This window comes from Pseudomonas sp. B21128 (assembly GCF_044218865.1).
Taxonomy (GTDB): Bacteria; Pseudomonadota; Gammaproteobacteria; order Pseudomonadales; family Pseudomonadaceae; genus Aquipseudomonas; species Aquipseudomonas iridis.
This window is the reverse complement of record NZ_CP162590.1, coordinates 5642197-5658745: the sequence shown is the minus strand read 5'-3', so window position 1 is coordinate 5658745 and position 16549 is coordinate 5642197. Positions and strand designations below refer to the sequence as shown.

General features: G+C 58.6%; 18 protein-coding genes. 8 read left to right on the top strand and 10 right to left on the bottom strand.

Translation table 11 applies throughout. The features are described from left to right. Window positions 1-274: 274 nt before the first annotated feature. Complete coding sequence (locus AB4P91_RS25500; protein ID WP_150594333.1) at window positions 275-1141, top strand: carboxylate/amino acid/amine transporter; 867 nt, start codon at window positions 275-277, stop codon at window positions 1139-1141. Between the two features lie 123 nt (window positions 1142-1264). On the opposite strand, the gene AB4P91_RS25495 is transcribed toward AB4P91_RS25500, so the two are convergent. Then, a complete protein-coding gene (locus AB4P91_RS25495; RefSeq protein WP_395603947.1) occupies window positions 1265-2563 on the bottom strand; it encodes a mechanosensitive ion channel family protein in 1299 nt (432 codons plus the stop codon). Window positions 2564-2754: 191 nt separating this feature from the next. Here AB4P91_RS25495 and AB4P91_RS25490 point away from each other — a divergent pair, with 191 nt between their 5' ends. After that, window positions 2755-4095 carry a DEAD/DEAH box helicase gene (locus AB4P91_RS25490; protein ID WP_042558129.1) on the top strand — a complete coding sequence of 447 codons (1341 nt, stop codon included), beginning with the start codon at window positions 2755-2757 and terminating at the stop codon, window positions 4093-4095. 60 nt (window positions 4096-4155) lie between these two features. Here the strand turns inward: AB4P91_RS25490 and AB4P91_RS25485 are convergent, their stop codons facing one another. From AB4P91_RS25485 to AB4P91_RS25470, 4 genes are all read right to left on the bottom strand, one after another. Then, complete coding sequence (locus AB4P91_RS25485) at window positions 4156-4755, bottom strand: hypothetical protein (protein ID WP_395603946.1); 600 nt, start codon at window positions 4753-4755, stop codon at window positions 4156-4158. Then, entirely contained in the window at window positions 4752-5351 is a 600-nt protein-coding gene (locus tag AB4P91_RS25480) for a papain-like cysteine protease family protein (RefSeq protein ID WP_395603945.1), read from the bottom strand. The genes AB4P91_RS25485 and AB4P91_RS25480 overlap by 4 nt, the downstream gene beginning before the upstream one ends. 266 nt (window positions 5352-5617) lie before the next feature. Next, the gene (locus AB4P91_RS25475; protein ID WP_042558132.1) at window positions 5618-5893 is read right to left on the bottom strand and encodes a hypothetical protein; all 276 of its coding nucleotides are present in this window, start codon (window positions 5891-5893) and stop codon (window positions 5618-5620) included. Window positions 5894-6036: 143 nt separating this feature from the next. Next, window positions 6037-6771, bottom strand: a complete 735-nt coding sequence (locus AB4P91_RS25470) for a DUF899 domain-containing protein (RefSeq protein ID WP_395603944.1) — start codon at window positions 6769-6771, stop codon at window positions 6037-6039. Between the two features lie 174 nt (window positions 6772-6945). On the opposite strand from AB4P91_RS25470, the gene AB4P91_RS25465 reads away from it, so the two are divergent. After that, entirely contained in the window at window positions 6946-7338 is a 393-nt protein-coding gene (locus AB4P91_RS25465) for a transcriptional regulator (RefSeq protein ID WP_150594327.1), read from the top strand. A gap of 61 nt (window positions 7339-7399) precedes the next feature. Here AB4P91_RS25465 and AB4P91_RS25460 read toward each other — a convergent pair whose 3' ends face one another. From AB4P91_RS25460 to AB4P91_RS25450, 3 genes are all read right to left on the bottom strand, one after another. Then, on the bottom strand, window positions 7400-8269 hold the full coding sequence (locus AB4P91_RS25460; protein ID WP_150594326.1) for a DUF6279 family lipoprotein: 870 nt from the start codon (window positions 8267-8269) through the stop codon (window positions 7400-7402). 76 nt (window positions 8270-8345) lie between these two features. After that, on the bottom strand, window positions 8346-9062 hold the full coding sequence (locus AB4P91_RS25455) for a TorF family putative porin (RefSeq protein WP_150594325.1): 717 nt from the start codon (window positions 9060-9062) through the stop codon (window positions 8346-8348). A 214-nt stretch (window positions 9063-9276) separates the two neighbouring features. Further along, window positions 9277-9465 (bottom strand): hypothetical protein, encoded by a 189-nt coding sequence (locus AB4P91_RS25450; RefSeq protein ID WP_181818528.1) that lies wholly within the window; start codon window positions 9463-9465, stop codon window positions 9277-9279. Between the two features lie 340 nt (window positions 9466-9805). Here AB4P91_RS25450 and AB4P91_RS25445 point away from each other — a divergent pair, with 340 nt between their 5' ends. From AB4P91_RS25445 to AB4P91_RS25435, 3 genes are all read left to right on the top strand, one after another. Beyond that, the gene (locus AB4P91_RS25445) at window positions 9806-10642 is read left to right on the top strand and encodes a S1 RNA-binding domain-containing protein (RefSeq protein WP_150594324.1); all 837 of its coding nucleotides are present in this window, start codon (window positions 9806-9808) and stop codon (window positions 10640-10642) included. Window positions 10643-10745: 103 nt separating this feature from the next. After that, window positions 10746-11150, top strand: coding sequence for a DUF2177 family protein (locus AB4P91_RS25440; protein WP_150687902.1), 405 nt, complete (start codon window positions 10746-10748; stop codon window positions 11148-11150). Between the two features lie 272 nt (window positions 11151-11422). Continuing rightward, complete coding sequence (locus AB4P91_RS25435) at window positions 11423-12391, top strand: DMT family transporter (protein WP_395603943.1); 969 nt, start codon at window positions 11423-11425, stop codon at window positions 12389-12391. Here the strand turns inward: AB4P91_RS25435 and AB4P91_RS25430 are convergent. Beyond that, entirely contained in the window at window positions 12339-13520 is a 1182-nt protein-coding gene (locus AB4P91_RS25430; protein WP_395603942.1) for an MFS transporter, read from the bottom strand. The two genes, AB4P91_RS25435 and AB4P91_RS25430, sit on opposite strands and share 53 nt — an antisense overlap. Before the next feature lie 105 nt (window positions 13521-13625). Between AB4P91_RS25430 and AB4P91_RS25425 the strand changes: the two genes are divergently transcribed. Together AB4P91_RS25425 and AB4P91_RS25420 are read left to right on the top strand one after the other, a co-directional pair. Next, window positions 13626-14519 (top strand): LysR family transcriptional regulator, encoded by an 894-nt coding sequence (locus AB4P91_RS25425; RefSeq protein ID WP_150594321.1) that lies wholly within the window; start codon window positions 13626-13628, stop codon window positions 14517-14519. A 142-nt stretch (window positions 14520-14661) separates the two neighbouring features. Then, window positions 14662-14790 carry a PA1414 family protein gene (locus AB4P91_RS25420; RefSeq protein ID WP_003184145.1) on the top strand — a complete coding sequence of 43 codons (129 nt, stop codon included), beginning with the start codon at window positions 14662-14664 and terminating at the stop codon, window positions 14788-14790. Between the two features lie 230 nt (window positions 14791-15020). On the opposite strand, the gene AB4P91_RS25415 is transcribed toward AB4P91_RS25420, so the two are convergent. Next, the gene (locus AB4P91_RS25415; protein ID WP_150594320.1) at window positions 15021-16400 is read right to left on the bottom strand and encodes a sodium:solute symporter; all 1380 of its coding nucleotides are present in this window, start codon (window positions 16398-16400) and stop codon (window positions 15021-15023) included. Between the last annotated feature and the right edge of the window lie 149 nt (window positions 16401-16549).

Sequence of the window (16549 nt, the reverse complement as noted above, 5' to 3'; positions counted from 1 at the left end):
CTTGTTGCTCCTGAGTGCTGTAGCCCGATTGAACGCATTAGCGAGATCGGGCTTTTTTTTGCCCGGGATTTGCTCAACAACCCATTCCCCCTGATCTCACACTAACCCTGTGGGCGCGGGCTTGCCCGCGATGAGGGAGTGTCAGGCCGGAAGATGTTGACTGACACATCGCCATCGCGGGCAAGCCCGCTCCCACAGAGGATTGTGTTTTCTGCACATTCGCAGTGGGCGACAAAAACCGCTATCGTCGCCGCCATTCAAAACAGGGGCGACCATGGGCTATCTACTTTTTGTCACGCTTATCCAGGCGTTTTCCTTCAGTCTGATCGGCGAATACCTGGCCGGGCATGTCGACAGTTACTTCGCGGTGCTGGTGCGTGTGGTGCTGGCCGGGCTGGTGTTCATCCCGCTGACTCGCTGGCGTTCGGTGGAGCCGGGGTTCATGCGCGGCATGCTGCTGATCGGCGCGTTGCAGTTCGGCGTGACCTACGTCTGCCTTTACCTGAGCTTTCGCGTGTTGACGGTGCCGGAGGTGCTGCTGTTCACCATCCTCACGCCGCTGCACGTGACCCTGATCGAAGACGCGCTGAACCGGCGCTTCAACCCGTGGGCGCTGATCGCAGCACTGGTGGCGGTAGGCGGCGCAGCGGTGATTCGCTTCGACCGGATCAATCCGGACTTCTTCATGGGCTTCCTGCTGCTGCAACTGGCCAACTTCACCTATGCCGCGGGGCAAGTGTTGTACAAGCACCTGGTGGCCAAACACCCGAGCGATCTGCCGCATTACCGGCGCTTCGGCTTCTTCTACCTCGGCGCGCTGGCGGTGGTGCTGCCGGCGTTTCTGTTGTTCGGCAAATCGAACTTCCTGCCGGAGGCGCCGCTGCAATGGGGTGTGCTGGTGTTCCTCGGTCTGGTCTCGACCGCACTCGGCTTGTACTGGTGGAACAAGGGAGCGTGCATGGTCAATGGCGGCACATTGGCGGTGATGAACAACCTGCATGTGCCGGTGGGGTTGCTGCTGAATCTGTTGATCTGGAACCAGGATGAGGAGCTTGGAAGGTTGTTCCTTGGCGGGAGTGTGATTCTGGCGGCGGTGTGGATCAGCCGGTGGGGCATCCGTAAATCCCCAGCCACCGCATAGTCGCTGACTGACAAATATCCCTGTGGGAGCGGGCTTGCCCGCGATAGCGGAGTACCAGACGATGCATTCATCGCTGACACTCCCTCATCGCCGGCAAGCCCGCTCCCACAGGTTTCAGTGGCGCTACATAATATGTTTCTCAGGCTCTGGGATACTGGCCGCGGTCAACACCGCCGGCATCAACCCCGAGCGCAAATCCCCGCCACTCGGCTGCTGATACAAGCTCAGTCCAAATTCCGGCAGCACGGCCAGCAGGTAATCGAAAATATCCCCCTGAATCCGCTCGTAGTCCGCCCACACCGTGGTGCGGGTGAAGCAGTAGATCTCCAGCGGAATGCCCTGCGCCGTGGTCTGCATCTGGCGCACCATACAGGTCATGTTCGGTTGAATTTCCGGGTGGCTCTTCAGATAAGCCAGCGCATAGGCGCGAAAGGTACCGATGTTGGTCATGCGCCGGCGATTCGCCGACATGGCCGCGACATTGCCCTGCGCCTCGTTCCACGCCTTGAGTTCGGCTTTCTTGCGGCCCATGTAGTCGGTCAGCAGGTGCACCTGGGACAGCTTCGCTTCCTCGTCATCGCGGATGAAGCGCACGCCGCTGGCGTCGATGAACAGGCTGCGCTTGATCCGCCGGCCACCGGACTGCTGCATGCCGCGCCAGTTCTTGAACGACTCGGACATCAGACGCCAGGTCGGGATCGAGACGATGGTCTTGTCGAAGTTCTGCACCTTGACCGTGTGCAGGGTGATATCGACCACGTCACCGTCGGCGCCGACCTGCGGCATCTCGATCCAGTCGCCGACCCGCAGCATGTCGTTGCTGGTCAACTGCACGCTGGCGACAAATGACAGCAGTGTGTCCTTGTAGACCAACAGGATCACCGCCGACATCGCACCCAGACCCGACAGCAGCAACAGTGGCGAACGATCGATCAGCGTGGCGACGATGATGATCGCGCCAAACACGTACAGGACCATTTTCGCCAGTTGCACGTAGCCTTTGATCGAGCGCGTGCGGGCGTGTTCGGTGCGCGCGTAGATATCGAGCAGGGCATTGAGCAGGGCACTGACCGACAGCAGCAGGAACAGAATGGTGAACGACAGCGCCATATTGCCGAGAAAGGTCATCGCGGTTTTGCTCAGCTCGGGCACCAGATGCAGACCGAACTGGATCACCAGCGACGGCGTCATCTGCGCCAGTCGCTGAAACACCTTGTTGTGGCGAAAGTCGTTGATCCAGTGCAGGGCGGGTTGGCGACCGAGCATGCGGCTGGCGTGCAGGATCAGATAACGCGCCACTCGTCCGAGCACCAGCGCGATCACCAGTAAAACCGTCAAGGCCAGGCCGGCCTGCAAGAGCGGATGCTGTTCGAGGGTGCCCCAGAGGTCCTGGGCGTTGAGCCAGAGCTGTTTGAAATCCATGAGAGAAACGATTCTTCTGTGAGACGCGATGGGCGATTAGAGCATTTAAGCCGCTGTGTATTACCGTAAGAGACAAATCGAGCAACAAAAAAGCCACTGATTAATGCCGTTTGTATAAAGAAACTCGGCCTGAGCGCTCGAAACCGGTAACCTATGCAGCTGTTTTTTTGCATATCTTCGAGGTAGCACCCGTGTTTTCCCAATTCGCCCTGCACGAACGCCTGCTAAAAGCTGTGGCCGAGCTGAAATTTGTCGAGCCAACGCCTGTGCAAGCCGCGGCCATTCCGCTGGCGCTCCAAGGGCGTGATTTGCGGGTGACTGCACAAACCGGTAGCGGCAAGACCGCCGCTTTTGTCCTGCCGATCCTCAATCGCCTGATCGGCCCGGCCAAGGTTCGCGTCAGCATCAAGACCCTGATCCTGCTGCCGACCCGCGAGCTGGCCCAGCAGACCTTGAAGGAAGTTGAACGCTTTGCGCAGTTCACGTTCATCAAGTCCGGCCTGATCACCGGTGGTGAAGACTTCAAGGTCCAGGCCGCCATGCTGCGCAAGGTGCCGGACATCCTGATCGGCACCCCGGGCCGGATGATCGAGCAACTGAACGCCGGCAACCTCGACTTGAAAGAAGTCGAAGTACTGGTGCTCGACGAAGCCGACCGTATGCTCGACATGGGTTTCTCCGAAGACGTGCAACGTCTGGTCGACGAATGCCCGAACCGTCAGCAAACCATGCTGTTCTCCGCCACCACCGGTGGTTCGGGCCTGCGCGAGATGATCGCCAAGGTGCTGAACAACCCTGAGCACTTGCAGCTCAACGCGGTCAGCCAGCTGAATTCGACCACCCGTCAGCAGGTGATCACCGCTGACCACAACCAGCACAAAGAACAGATTGTGAACTGGCTGCTGGCCAATGAGACCTATCAGAAAGCCATCGTCTTCACCAACACCCGCGCCATGGCCGATCGTATCTACGGCCGTCTCGTGGCTCAGGAATACAAGGCGTTCGTGCTGCACGGCGAGAAAGACCAGAAGGATCGCAAACTGGCGATTGACCGTCTGAAGCAGGGCGGCGTGAAGATTCTGGTGGCGACTGACGTTGCAGCCCGTGGTCTGGACGTTGATGGTCTGGACATGGTGATCAACTTCGACATGCCACGCAGCGGCGACGAATACGTGCACCGTATCGGTCGCACTGGCCGTGCCGGTAACGACGGTCTGGCGATCTCGCTGATCTGCCACGGCGACTGGAACCTGATGTCGAGCATCGAGCGCTATCTGAAGCAGAGCTTCGAGCGCCGTACCATCAAGGAAGTCAAAGGCACCTACGGCGGACCGAAGAAGGTCAAGGCCTCGGGCAAAGCCGTTGGCGTGAAGAAGAAAAAAACCGACGGCAAGGGCGACAAGAAGAAAACTGCCGCCAAGACGCCGACCAAGCGCAAGAGCGTCAACCGTCCCAAGCCAGACGCTCTGGTGAGCAGCGACGGCATGGCGCCGCTCAAGCGCCGCAAGCCGGCAGAGCCAGCGGCCGAGTAAGTCGTTTCAGGCGCATAAAAAACCCGGACAGTGTCCGGGTTTTTTTATGGGCGGGATTTGTCAGCTCCCGAGCAGACCGCTGGTGTCGGCGTCAAAACGTTGCTTTGCCTTGTCCGCGGCCGGTTTCAACAACGCGAGCAGCGCGGCCTCGCTGTACAACCGGGTTGTCGCGATTTCCTTGGGTGTCGGCTCAATCGGAATCAGCAGCTCTTCACCGTCCGCGTGCAGCCAGATCGCCACAACGTGCAGTGCCGAGACGAACAGCAGCCGCGGCTCCACGGTTTTGCCCTGCAATGGCGGGGACTGCTCTGCCAGTTTCAACGCACCGACAGCAGCGGCGGCGAGCGATCCGTGGTTCAACGAGGCGAACTCGACGTGGCCGCGGACTTCGGCCAGTTGCGCATCGGCAATCGTTACACCGTCGGCGAATACCAGGTAATGCCAGTCGCCCATCCGCGCGTCTTGCAGACCTTTGCCGTTGCTCAAATCCTCCAGACTCAGCGAGTAACCGCGCCAGGCTTCACTGAGGCTGATCTTCGCAGGTGAGGCGTTGGCGAATTGGCGGTTGGCGCCAAAGCCTTGGGTTTGCAGGGCGGCTTGCAGAGCAGGACGCAAGGTCTGTACGCCGTTGGAAGGCGCCTTTGGATAAGTCAGGTTCATACGGTCGCCCCCTGGTTTTTTGCGGTGAAGTAAGTGTTGGTCCAGTTGCCGCCGCCGTTGTATGAGCGGGGGAAAGTGTTCAGCGCGCGGGTCGAATAGCCATAGATCGAGTCCGCGACCAGCACGTAGTTGCCGTTGGTGCCATAGATCGTCAGGAAGTGTGCACCGCCACCGTACCAGGCACAGCGCAGGCCGACCGGGCGGCCCATGTTGATCTGGTTCTGAATGGCCGATATGTTCAGCGAGCCCTGATTCATGCCGTTATAACTGCGCGTGGTGCGCAGGGCGGTGTCCAGGTAGCCATAGACGTTGCACGGTTCCGGCTGATTGCAGCAGTTGCGGTTCAGTTCCGAACTGGCGACCCCGCACTGGGTCCACGACCCGGTGCCGTAATAGTTGCCGACTGAAGCGGAAACGGCTGCCCAGCACCAGTTGGTCCGGGTTTGCTTCTGCATCGTGAAATTGAGGCTGCCAGCGGCGAGTGCGCGGGGTTGCGCCGCTGCTTCGCCTTCGACCAGTTGCGGGTCGACCAGATGGCCGATAAGACACCTTGGCAGGGTCTCGGCGGTAAAACGGGTTGCTTCATTGGTTAACATTTTTCAATCCTCCATGAGTGAAAACAAGCGTCCAGCTTGTGAGTGTGCTGCGGTGTTGCTGAGCCATCGGTGCGTAAGGGTTGCCCTGTTGGATGGCGCGTTCCGATTGCCAGGCTCGAGGTAACTTTAGTTTGAATATGCATTTATGCAATAAAATAAATGCACCGATGCATTTTTAAGGTCAAAAGATCGCAGCCTTCGGCAGCGCCTACAGGTGGACCATCAATCCCATGTAGGCGCTGCCGAAGGCTGCGATGTTTTGACTTTTAGCTGTCCGCTTTCTTCTCAGCCGAATTCAGCTCTTTCAACCGCTGATCAATCAACTGGCACTTGTCCGGCAAATCGGCACTGGCCGTGCCCAGGTCCATCTTCTGCAGTTCAGCGTTGATTTCTTTGGCCTTGGCTGGATTCTGTTCGGTGAGCCGGGTGACTTCCTTGGCCAGTTGTTCACGTTTGGCCGTGGCTTCTTCGGGCGTACAGGCCCACACGGGCAAAGCGCAGGCGAGGGTGGCAGCGAGGGTGAGCTTGATCAGGGTTTTCATGGGAGCAGGCCTCAGTTCCGGTTAAGGCGGGTTAAACGGTTGAGGGCTTTGGCCGGTTAAAAGTTCAGTCTCGCTCCCATCAATCCTCCGCAGACTTTATGGACGCGAGGCTTCTCACAATGGCGATGAAACGGTATCCAAGACTAACTTTCGTGGCAGCAACTGGATCGGTTTCCTCCTTCATACCGATCATGGTGCCGCACCCATTCCATGATCTCGTCCTCATTCCTGCCCTTGGGCGTCAGGTCGAGGTAGTTGTACGCGCCGACCAGCATGTCCAGCCCTCGGGCGTATGTTGAGTAGGTGTGAAAAATCTCACCTTTATCATTGCGATAAAACACGCTCAGCCCCGGCATTTCCTCTTCGGCACTGTCGGTTTTTTCGTAGTTGTAAGTAGCCTTTCCGGCCGCAATATCTTCCGCACGCGCGCAAACGCCTAAGTCATAGTTGAAGTCGCAACCTTCTGACGACACCCAGTCGAACTTCCAGCCCATCCGCCGTTTAAAGTCCTGAAACTCGTTGAACGGTGCATGGGAAACAGCCACCACAGCGATGTCGTGATGAGCCAGATGCTGATTGGCGCCATCGATGTGGTCGCTCAAAAACGAGCAACCCTGACAACCTTCCTCCCAGTCTTTGGCGAACATGAAGTGGTACACCACTAATTGGCTGTTTGTGCCGAAAAGGTCGGCGAGTTTCAGTTCGCCGTTGGCGCCCTGGAAGTGGTAATCCTTGTCGATTTTCACCCAGGGTAACGCTCGGCGTTCAGCGCTGAGGCGGTCGCGTTCCTTGGTGAACGCTTTTTCATGAGCCAAGTGCTGCTTACGGGCGGCGAGCCATTCTTCGCGCGATACCACCGGATGATTCTGAACGTTCATGATGATTTCTCCTGCGGTGTTGAAACCGTCTGTTTCAGACTAGTCGTTTAACCCGCCGGAATTCGACTGACCGCCGGTCGGTCGCCGCGCAAAATGCGGCTGAACGGCTGCGGCACGCCCGGGTCACAACCTATGAACGCGCCATAAACCACGCGCATCGGAGGTTGAATCAGGATGACGACTTATAACTGGGATTTGATTGAGCGCTTGCTGCATGAAGTGCAGAACAGTGCTGGCGAAAGCTTCGCCCCTCGAAAATACGCCGAGGATTACGCGGCGGCGAAGGCCAGTGCAGGCGAGCCGATCGAGAATCTGGATCACTTGAAAACGCTGGCTTGCGAGTATGAAGGTTTGTTGCTCGATCGTGGATACATCGAACCGCGTTCTGATGATGAGGGCAGCACAGGCAATAATTTCAAGCTGACCCCGCGTGGGGCGAGCCTGTTGAGCCTCATCGACAGCAGTATCCCGGGCAACGATCATCCGCGCGAAGTGCTGGATGACCAGGAAGACGCTCTGGATGAGTTGACGTTCGATGAAGTGGCTTCCAAGGCACAGATCGCCTAAAAGCAAAAGATCGTCCGAACGCGGCCCGAGCCTTCGGACGATCTTTTGAGCTTTTGATCTGCTAACCCTGTTTAGCAGCTTTCAAACACTTCAGATCATTGAAGTCTTTACGCACACCCTCGATTTTCTTCAGCAACCGCTGCCGCTGCTGCGGCGTACTCTCGGCCATCAGATCGACTGCCAGCGCTCGTCCTTGTGCCTCGGTGTTGGCGTAGGCCTTGCGGTAATCCGCCGTCCACAAACTTTCGCGATTGATCAGAAGGGTCTCGATACGTTGCGGGAATTCAGGACTCTTGCGCTGTGCAACCGCAGCGCTGAACTGCTTCTGCCAGTGCTCACGGTTGGCAATCCATTGGGTATTCTGATCGCCCAAGGCGTTCGTCCAAGCCACTACGCGCTGTTTTTGTGTAGCGCTTAGTGGGCCGAGCCAGTCGTTCAGACGTTTTTCCATGCGCTCGCCACGTTCCTTGATTTGCTCGGCCAATGGCGGTTTGACGTAATTCTCCTGGCGTTTGCGCAGATCCTTGGCGAACGCGTCGTTCATCTCCGCCACCTGCTCATCGTCCAGACCTTGCAATAGCTCGATGGCCGACGGGGTGATCTCCCGCGCAGTTTCGGCGATGGCTTTTTTCGCTTCCACGGTGCGCGCCTGAAGCGCTTCGTCCGTGACCTGATTGGTCTCGACCATCGTTTGCAAGCGATCCAGCCAGTCGAGATAGCCCGGCAATTGCGTGGTGCAGTGCCAGCTCAGGTGTTCCTGGAGGCGCTCGTTGAACCAGCCCTTTTGCTCGCCGTTCATGTCCAGGTAGTCGCCGAGCGTCCATGGGATGATCACGTCGAGGTTGCGATACGCCAGGCCCACGCGGCTGCAGGCGCCAAGGGCGAGGGTGCAAATCAACAGGGCAGCGATGTGTTTGAACCAGCGAGACATAGGCGAATCCTTGCGATGGCCAGCCGTAGGGTCTGATTCTCATGTGAACGCAGAATGAGCCCGGCAGTTCAGCCAATCAATAGAACGCGCGTGCAGCCTTGAGTGTGACGAGGCCATCGCACTCGCTGTTGTGCCCGGAATAGGCCGAGCAATCGCTGCCGCTGAGACTGGAGTTGCTGTAGATCAGGTCGAGGTCGACGCCCATGAAGGGCCGGGACAATTTCACCGACCAATCGGTAAAACTGCTGACGTAACCACCGTCCACCGCGACCGGCGAATTCAGTTGGTGGGTGGTGTATTTCATGCTGACACCAATGCCGAAGGGTTGATTGCCGCGCAGATCGGCAAACAGCGTGTTGTTCTGTTTATCCGGATCGTTGCTCAAGGCAATGCCGAATCGGCTGCCGAGCAGGGTCAGACCACCGAACAACTCCTGGCTGTCGAGGGTGTCCACTTTGGGATAGCTGTAGTGGATCATCCCCACTTCGTAGCCGAGGGTTTCGTCGAAAGGTTGTTTAAAGCCGACGTAGGAATCGATTTCGAGGTTCTTGCCCGGCGTAATGCCCATGCTCGGTGCGTATTGACCGATATAGAGGCCACTGTCGTGGCTGAGGTCGAGTCCGCCGTGAAACGAGCCGGTGGACGCCGGTTTGACCAGTCCTTGCGCCATGCTGCGAGAGGGCGTGGTGCCGAGCTTGAGGTCGAAATCGCCGAGTTCACGCTGGAAAATCTGCGCGTGCGCAGCCGAACAAGCCAGCAGGCCAGCGAGCGATAAACAGGATGATTTGCGCATGCGTCACTCCATGTACAGCGAGCGCAGGGCGACGGCCTGCTGAAACGCTTGATCTAGACGCGTGCAAGGATACCGGCGAATGCGCGGCGTTGATGGCCGTTCGTCGATTTGCAAAAAATGGATGAGTGTTTTTATAAAGCGGAGGGGGATTTTTCGGTGCCAGTCCAGACGCTTCGAAGCTCAAAGCGCCCAAGGACGGGTGTATGACCGGGGATTACTTCTTGCCCAGGCTGATCTGCTTGGACGGACCGAACGTCTGGCCGCTGACGCCTTTGGCAATTTGCTGGATCTCGCCGCCGGACTTGAGGAACAAGGCAATCTGATCGTTGATCGATTCGCTTGTTTCAACGGCTGGGGCTGGCTTTGCTTTGCTGGTGGATGCTTTTACACGCATGGCGGCCATTAACCTGTAGAAGAGTAACTCGGCCAGGCATCGTACAGGAATAACTTGACAATAGCTCGGTAAATATCCCCCGGAATAACCAACCTTCAAGGTGGATTATTCACGATTAAATATCCGAAATAATTCGCTAACCTGCTGTTTTAGTTAAGAACATCTCTGCCTTTCGGCGCTGTGGCGGTCTTGCGCTGGGCACCGAATCAGTCTGACGAGTGGCACCGCGTGCGTCACCGACCAAGGAGAATCAAGGCGTTGCGCAGATTTTCCCGGCCTCGCTGTTTTGCCGGCGAACGTTCCCGGTAAAAACGGGTAGAATGCCGCCCACGCAATGAGGGTTTTGGAAATGGCTTTAGTCGGGCGCTACAACAGTTTGCAAGTGGTTAAACACACTAACTTCGGTTTATATCTGGACGGCGGTGCCGACGGCGAAATTCTTTTGCCCAACCGTTATATCCCTAAAGATATTCCCAGCGAAGATGAAGACTGGCTCAACGTATTTGTTTATCTGGATAGCGAAGACAAACTTCTCGCGACCACTGAAAAACCGAAAGTTCAGGTCGGTGAATTCGCCAGTTTGAAAGTTGTTGAAGTCAACAGCATCGGCGTGTTCCTCGATTGGGGTTTGCCGAAGGATCTGTTGCTGCCGTATTCCGAAGAGAAGCGTCAGATGACTGCCGGCGAATATTGCGTGGTGCATGTCTACCTCGACAAGCACACCCGTCGCATCACCGCCACTGCGCGACTGGATCGCTACCTCGACAAAACCCCGGCCAGTTACACCCCGGGTCAGGAAGTTGATCTGCTGGTTGCCGAAGCGACCGATATGGGCTTCAAGGCAATCATCAACAACAAGCACTGGGGTTTGATTCACAAGAACGAAATCTTCAAGTTCATGCGCGCCGGCATGAGCGAAAAAGGCTTCATCAAGGAAGTGCGCGCCGACGGCAAGATCAGCCTGAGCCTGCAACCGGTTGGCCAGGAAGCGGCGAGCAGCCTGAACTCGAAGATTCTGGCCAAGTTGCGTGAAAATGACGGCACCCTGCCAGTCAGCGACAAGAGCGATCCGGCATTGATCAGCAGCCTGTTCGGTGTCAGCAAGGGCAACTTCAAGAAGGCCATCGGTTCGCTGTACAAGGAAGGCAAAATCGTCATTCATGCGGATCGCATTGAACTAAGCTGATCGCGCACCAGCCCCATGTAGGAGCCGCCGAAGGCTGCGATCTGTTGATCTTCAACAGCAGAAGATCGCAGCCTGCAGTCACTCCAACATCGAGGGTCGTATGATGAAGAAAGCGCTGATCGCTTATGTTGCAACGCTGGTGACGTTTCTGTTGCTCGACGGGATATGGCTCGGCCTGTTGATGGCGCCGACCTATCGCGAACTGCTCGGTCCGTTGATGCTCGAAAAACCGCTGCCCTTACCGGCAGCGGTTTTTTATGGCCTGTATGTTTTCGGTTGCGTGGTGTTCGTGGTGTTGCCTGCGCTGAACTGGCAGAGGGCAGCGAAGATGGGCGCACTGTTGGGACTGGTAGCGTACGGCACGTATGACCTGACCAATTGGGCGACATTGCGCGGATGGTCGGCGCAGGTGTCGTTGATGGATTGGGCGTGGGGGACGTTTGCCACTGCCGTGGCATGTACTGTTGGGTTTTGGGTCACTCGACGGTTGGGTGTTTCGAATCGTTGAGATGTATTGCTCTGACTGGCCTCATCGCTGCCAAGTCGAATCGTCGCACCGCAGCTCCCACAGGGTTTTGTGTCGAGCACGAGACAGGGGAGGCGCCACGAACTGGTGGGAGCTGGCTTGCCAGCGATTGGCGGCGCAGCCGGCAGCCATTCACCACTGACGCAGCAAGGGAATTAAATGTCTTTTCCAGACGGCTTTTTCTGTCGCACTGGTTAATAATCGACGCCACGACTCTTCGCCCCGGACATTGATCCGGGGTTTTGTTTTGACCAATGGATGGCTGCCATGTTGTGTGTGTTCGAGGTGTTGCGGTGATTGTCGAGCGGCGCAATGCCGACCGTTTTGCCCTGCAGGTGATGATCGGCCTGTGCCTGATCTGGGGCGTGCAGCAGGTGATGATCAAGTGGGCTGCACCTGACATCGCACCGGTGATGCAAGCGGCGGGGCGCTCGGGGATTTCTGCGCTGCTGGTCGGCTTGCTGATCTGCTGGAAGGGCGGTTGGGATCAGGTCGCAAGCACCTGGCGCGGCGGCTTGCTGGCCGGTGCGTTGTTCGGCCTGGAGTTCTTCTTTATCTCCGAAGGCTTGCAGCTGACCACGGCGGCGCACATGTCGGTGTTCCTCTACACCGCGCCGATTTTCACCGCGCTGGGCGTGCATTTTCTGCTGGCCAGTGAGCGTTTGCGACCGCTGCAGTGGCTGGGGATTTTGCTCGCCTTCATCGGTATCGCGATTGCGTTTGCCGGTGGAGTGTCGTGGGACAATCTCGATCGGCGCATGTTACTGGGCGATGCCTTTGGTGTATTGGCCGGTGCCTGTTGGGGGGCGACCACGGTGGTGGTGCGCGCCTCGCGACTGTCGGACGCCCCGGTAACGTTGACCCTGTTCTATCAGTTGATCGTCGGCTTCGTCGGCCTGCTGTTGATTGCGCTATTCAGTGGCCAGATCGGCCATGTCAACCTGACCGCAGTGGCGGTGGCCAGCGTGCTGTTTCAAGGGCTGGTGGTGTCGTTCTTCAGCTACCTGGTGTGGTTCTGGTTGCTGCGGCGTTATCTGGCGGCCAACCTCGCGGTGTTTTCGTTCATGACGCCACTGTTCGGCGTCACCTTCGGCGTGTTGCTGCTCGGTGAACAACTGAGCCTGAACTTCGTCATCGGTGCGGTGCTGGTGCTGCTTGGCATCACATTTGTCAGTGCCGAGCAGTGGCTGCGTCGGCGTTTGCGCAAAGCGCTGGGCCAGTAGCCGTCGATTGCATCGCCAGAGCGCCGGCAATTAGCAAACCACTGCCGGCGATCACCAGCGCCGGCTGCAAGCCACCGCTGAAATGGCTGCTCAGCGCAGCGAGTAACGGGCCGCTGAGCTGGCCGACGGCGAAGCAGGCGGTGAGCATGCCGGCATTACGCTGGGTGGCGTGCGGCGCCAGTTCCCGCGAGCGTTGCATGACCAGTTGCATGCAGGCCAGGAACGGCGTCCCGCAGAAGATGACGCCCAGCGCCAACCCCCAACCGCTGCCCAGCAAGCAGGCGAACACCCCGGCGGCTTGCAGCCATAACGTCGCCATCAACCAGTGACGCGTGGTGTGCGGCTCGTGACGACGCAGGCTCACCAGTAAAACGCCGATGGCGGCGCCGAGGCCGAAGCACGGCCAGAACAGATCGGCCTGCCATTGCCCGTGAAATTGCGCGTTGGCCATTTGCGACAGGAACGTGGCCGGAATGATGTAACCGACGCCGTACAGCGCGTAAATCAACGCCAGACGCCCAATGCCGCGATTCGCCGGGCTGCCGGCCGCTGCATCAATGGCCTTCGCGGCGGCCGGTGGTGGCAGGAGTCGCCAGACCCCCAACATCATCACCAACGCGGCCGCGGCATAAATCAGCCACAACGTCGCGGACGTCTGGTTCAACAGATGTGAGACCAGCGCCAGCAATCCTGTCAGAAAAATCCCCAAACCCGGCCCGGCAAATACCAGCGCTCCCAGTCGTGGGCGACCCGATGCCACCGCCAGTGGCTGACTCAGCGCGGTAATCATCACCAGCACCCAGGCACTCGCCACGCCGGTTCCGAAGCGCAGCAGCAGATGTGCCCAGAAGCCGTTCGCCCAGAACGACGCCAGCGTCAGCAGCACGCAAAGCCACAAGCCACCGTGCAGTCGCCGCTGAACCTGTTGCGCACGATGGGCAAACATCGCATCCACCGCCCCGAGCAGGTAGCCGAGGTAATTGGCCGCGGCAATCAGACCGGCGGCAGTCAGGTCAAACTGCCCTTCGCTGAGCAGGTGCGGCATTTGCGGGGTGAGGGCGAAGCGCCCGATGCCCATGGCCATCATCAGGGCGACGAAGCAGGCGGATAAGCGAATCAGCGGCGACATGGTCTGGATTCCGTAGGCAAGATCAATGACCGTCAGGCTAGGACTGATTGACTTTCTTTAAAATTGAATAATAGTGAGTAACTTGTTCTGTTCTGGAGAAAGGTTGTGGAGTTCAGCCAACTGCGGATTTTTCAGGCGGTCGCCGAAGAAGGTTCGATCACCCGCGCCGCCGAACGCTTGCACCGAGTGCCGTCGAACCTGTCGACGCGGCTCAAACAGCTTGAAGAGCAAATGGGCGTCGAATTGTTCGTCCGTGAGCGTCAGCGTTTGCAGCTATCGCCTGCTGGAAAAGTCTTGCTGGACTACACAGGCAAACTGTTCGCCCTGCGCGATCAGGCGAGCGCGGCGGTGATGGGCGGGCAACCGGCGGGGGATTTTGTGCTGGGCACGATGTACAGCACCGCAGCCATCCATCTGCCGGCATTGCTGGCGCGCTATCACAAGCAGTATCCGGCGGTGAACCTGCAAGTGCAGTCGGCGCCGAGCGGTGAGCTGCTGGAAGGTTTGCTCACCGGACGCCTCGACGCGGCGTTGGTGGACGGGCCGCTGCAACTGGCCGGGCTCGACGGCGTGGCGCTGTGCGAGGAAAGGTTGGTGCTGATCACCGAGATCGATCATCCGCCCGTGCACAGCGCCAGCGATGTCGAAGGGCGGTCAGTGTTTACCTTTCGTCGCGGCTGTTCCTATCGCATGCGGCTGGAGGCATGGTTCGCCCATGCCCACGCGGCAATGGGCCGGGCGATGGAGATCGAGTCCTATCAAGGCATGCTCGCCTGCGTGATTGCCGGCAGCGGGGTGGCGCTGATGTCGGAGTCGATGCTGGCCAGCCTGCCGGGGCGCGAGAGCGTCGCGGTGCATCCGTTGGCCGAGCCGTTCGCGGGTGCGACAACATGGCTCATGTGGCGCCGGGGCATGGTCGGCGCCAATCTCAATGCGTGGATTGAGGTGCAGCAAGCCGTCTATCCCGCGCCTTTGGTTGAATCTCTGGAAACGGCTTGAACCAATGGTGGCGCACTCTGTTCAATTCAGTAACAGATCATTGCGGATTTGGCCGCGCATTGCGTAGGACTTCGGACTATTATCAGTGCGAAGCGGCCTCAGAATTCCGGCCGCTCAGCACCACCCTGAAGGGGGCATGACGATGAAAGAGAAAATTCAAAACTGGCTGCATGATTTGGGTGTTGCCCTCGGCTTGATCGAACCGCCTCTGCAACCGGTACCGATCCGCACGGACGACGAACAGCGTCGGCGCCAACCTCGTCGGCGGTAATGTCCCTGATGTGAAGGGTCAAGAGACTCACGATCAAGAGATCGCAGCCTTCGGCAGCTTCTGCAGATAACAGTGTAGGAGCTGCCGGAGGCTGCGATCTTTTGCTTTCAGTGCCCCAGATCATCGGTAAAAACCGGCTCAAGTCATTCGCACTTTCCTCCAGGCGAAAAAAACGGGTGTGGCAACCGACGCCACACCCGTCGAAGAAAGCATCAGTTGTTACATCGACCTTAGATCGCGCTGGCCACCGTCGCAGGGCGCGGCGACAGCAGGCTGACCACCACAAAACTCACCAGACCCACAGCCAGGCTGTAGTAGATCGGGGTGTTGGCGTCCAGACCGTCCTTGAACATGAACAGCAGCGCGGTGGCAAAGCCCAGGCCCATGCTGGCGATAGCGCCGGCGGTGGTTGCACGTTTCCAGAAGATCGCACCGATCAGCGGAACCAGCATGCCGCCCACCAACAGGTTGTAGGCTAGGGTCAGGGCGCTGATCACGTCGTTTACCACCAGCGCGATCCCCAGTACGACAACACCGGTCAGCAGGGTGAACAGACGGTTGATGCGCAGGCTCGATGGCTTGCCGCCACGCAGTTTCGGCAGCAGGTCTTCGGTCAGCGTGGTGGCGGCGGCGAGGAGGCCGGCGCTGGCGGTGGACATCATGGCGGCCAGTGCGGCAGCGATCACAAGGCCTCGGATGCCGTCCGGCAGCGACAGTTTGACGATCGCGGCGAACGCGTTGTTGACGTTGTCCAGATCCGGGATCAGCACGTGAGCGGCCATGCCGATCAGAGCGCAGGCCAGACCGTAGACGACGCAGTAGACGCCCGCAATGCTGCCGGCGTACTGGGCGACTTTGGCAGTCTTGACCGTGAACACCCGTTGCCAGATGTCCTGACCGATCAGGATGCCGAAGAAGTAGATCATGAAGTAGGTGATGATCGTGTCCCAGCCGATGCTGGTGAAGTTGAACGCGGTGGCCGGCAGTTTCAGCACGAGCTCATCCCAACCGCCGACGCGGTACAGGCAGATCGGCAACAGGATGAACATCAGGCCCACGGTCTTGATGATGAACTGGACGATATCGGTCAGGGTCAGCGACCACATCCCGCCGATCGCCGAGTAGACCACCACGACACCGCCGCCGAGCAACACCGAGACCCAGAAGGGCAGGTCGAACAGCACTTGCAGCACGGTGCCGATCGCCAGGATCGAGGTCACGCCGATCATCAGTGCATAGGCCAGCATGATGACAGCACTCGCCGAGCGGGCCATCGGGTTGTAGCGTTTTTCCAGGACCTGGGTCACGGTGTAGATCTTCAGTTTCAGCAGCGGCTTGGCCAGGAACAGGTTCAGGGCAATGATGCCGCAGCCCAATGCCGCGCACAGCCAGAAACCGGAAATCCCGTGCACGTAACCCAGGCGTACGGTGCCAACGGTGGACGCGCCACCCAGCACCGTCGCGGCCATGGTGCCCATGTACAGGCTCGGGCCGAGGTTACGACCGGCCACGAGAAAGTCCTCGTTGGTCTTGGCCTTGCGCATGCCGAAATAGCCGAGCAACAGCATGCCGGCGGCGTAGATGAGGACGACGAATAAATCCAAAGCCATGATGGCGTGTCTCCGATTGTCTTTTTTATGGTGAGGCTGAATTCGAATTTCCCTGTGGGAGCGAGCGTGCTCGCGAAGGCGTCAGCACATTCAAACGTGATGTGGCTGACCGATCGCTTTCGCGAGCAAGCTCGCTCCCACAGGGTTTG

Coding starts and splice junctions, on each gene's coding strand:
- AB4P91_RS25500 (WP_150594333.1), top strand. CDS start 275: ATGGGCTATCTACTTTTTGTCACGCTTATCCAGGCGTTTTCCTTCAGT.
- AB4P91_RS25495 (WP_395603947.1), bottom strand. CDS start 2,563: ATGGATTTCAAACAGCTCTGGCTCAACGCCCAGGACCTCTGGGGCACC.
- AB4P91_RS25485 (WP_395603946.1), bottom strand. CDS start 4,755: ATGAACCTGACTTATCCAAAGGCGCCTTCCAACGGCGTACAGACCTTG.
- AB4P91_RS25480 (WP_395603945.1), bottom strand. CDS start 5,351: ATGTTAACCAATGAAGCAACCCGTTTTACCGCCGAGACCCTGCCAAGG.
- AB4P91_RS25475 (WP_042558132.1), bottom strand. CDS start 5,893: ATGAAAACCCTGATCAAGCTCACCCTCGCTGCCACCCTCGCCTGCGCT.
- AB4P91_RS25470 (WP_395603944.1), bottom strand. CDS start 6,771: ATGAACGTTCAGAATCATCCGGTGGTATCGCGCGAAGAATGGCTCGCC.
- AB4P91_RS25465 (WP_150594327.1), top strand. CDS start 6,946: ATGACGACTTATAACTGGGATTTGATTGAGCGCTTGCTGCATGAAGTG.
- AB4P91_RS25460 (WP_150594326.1), bottom strand. CDS start 8,269: ATGTCTCGCTGGTTCAAACACATCGCTGCCCTGTTGATTTGCACCCTC.
- AB4P91_RS25455 (WP_150594325.1), bottom strand. CDS start 9,062: ATGCGCAAATCATCCTGTTTATCGCTCGCTGGCCTGCTGGCTTGTTCG.
- AB4P91_RS25450 (WP_181818528.1), bottom strand. CDS start 9,465: ATGGCCGCCATGCGTGTAAAAGCATCCACCAGCAAAGCAAAGCCAGCC.
- AB4P91_RS25445 (WP_150594324.1), top strand. CDS start 9,806: ATGGCTTTAGTCGGGCGCTACAACAGTTTGCAAGTGGTTAAACACACT.
- AB4P91_RS25440 (WP_150687902.1), top strand. CDS start 10,746: ATGAAGAAAGCGCTGATCGCTTATGTTGCAACGCTGGTGACGTTTCTG.
- AB4P91_RS25435 (WP_395603943.1), top strand. CDS start 11,423: ATGGATGGCTGCCATGTTGTGTGTGTTCGAGGTGTTGCGGTGATTGTC.
- AB4P91_RS25430 (WP_395603942.1), bottom strand. CDS start 13,520: ATGTCGCCGCTGATTCGCTTATCCGCCTGCTTCGTCGCCCTGATGATG.
- AB4P91_RS25420 (WP_003184145.1), top strand. CDS start 14,662: ATGAAAGAGAAAATTCAAAACTGGCTGCATGATTTGGGTGTTGCCCTC.
- AB4P91_RS25415 (WP_150594320.1), bottom strand. CDS start 16,400: ATGGCTTTGGATTTATTCGTCGTCCTCATCTACGCCGCCGGCATGCTG.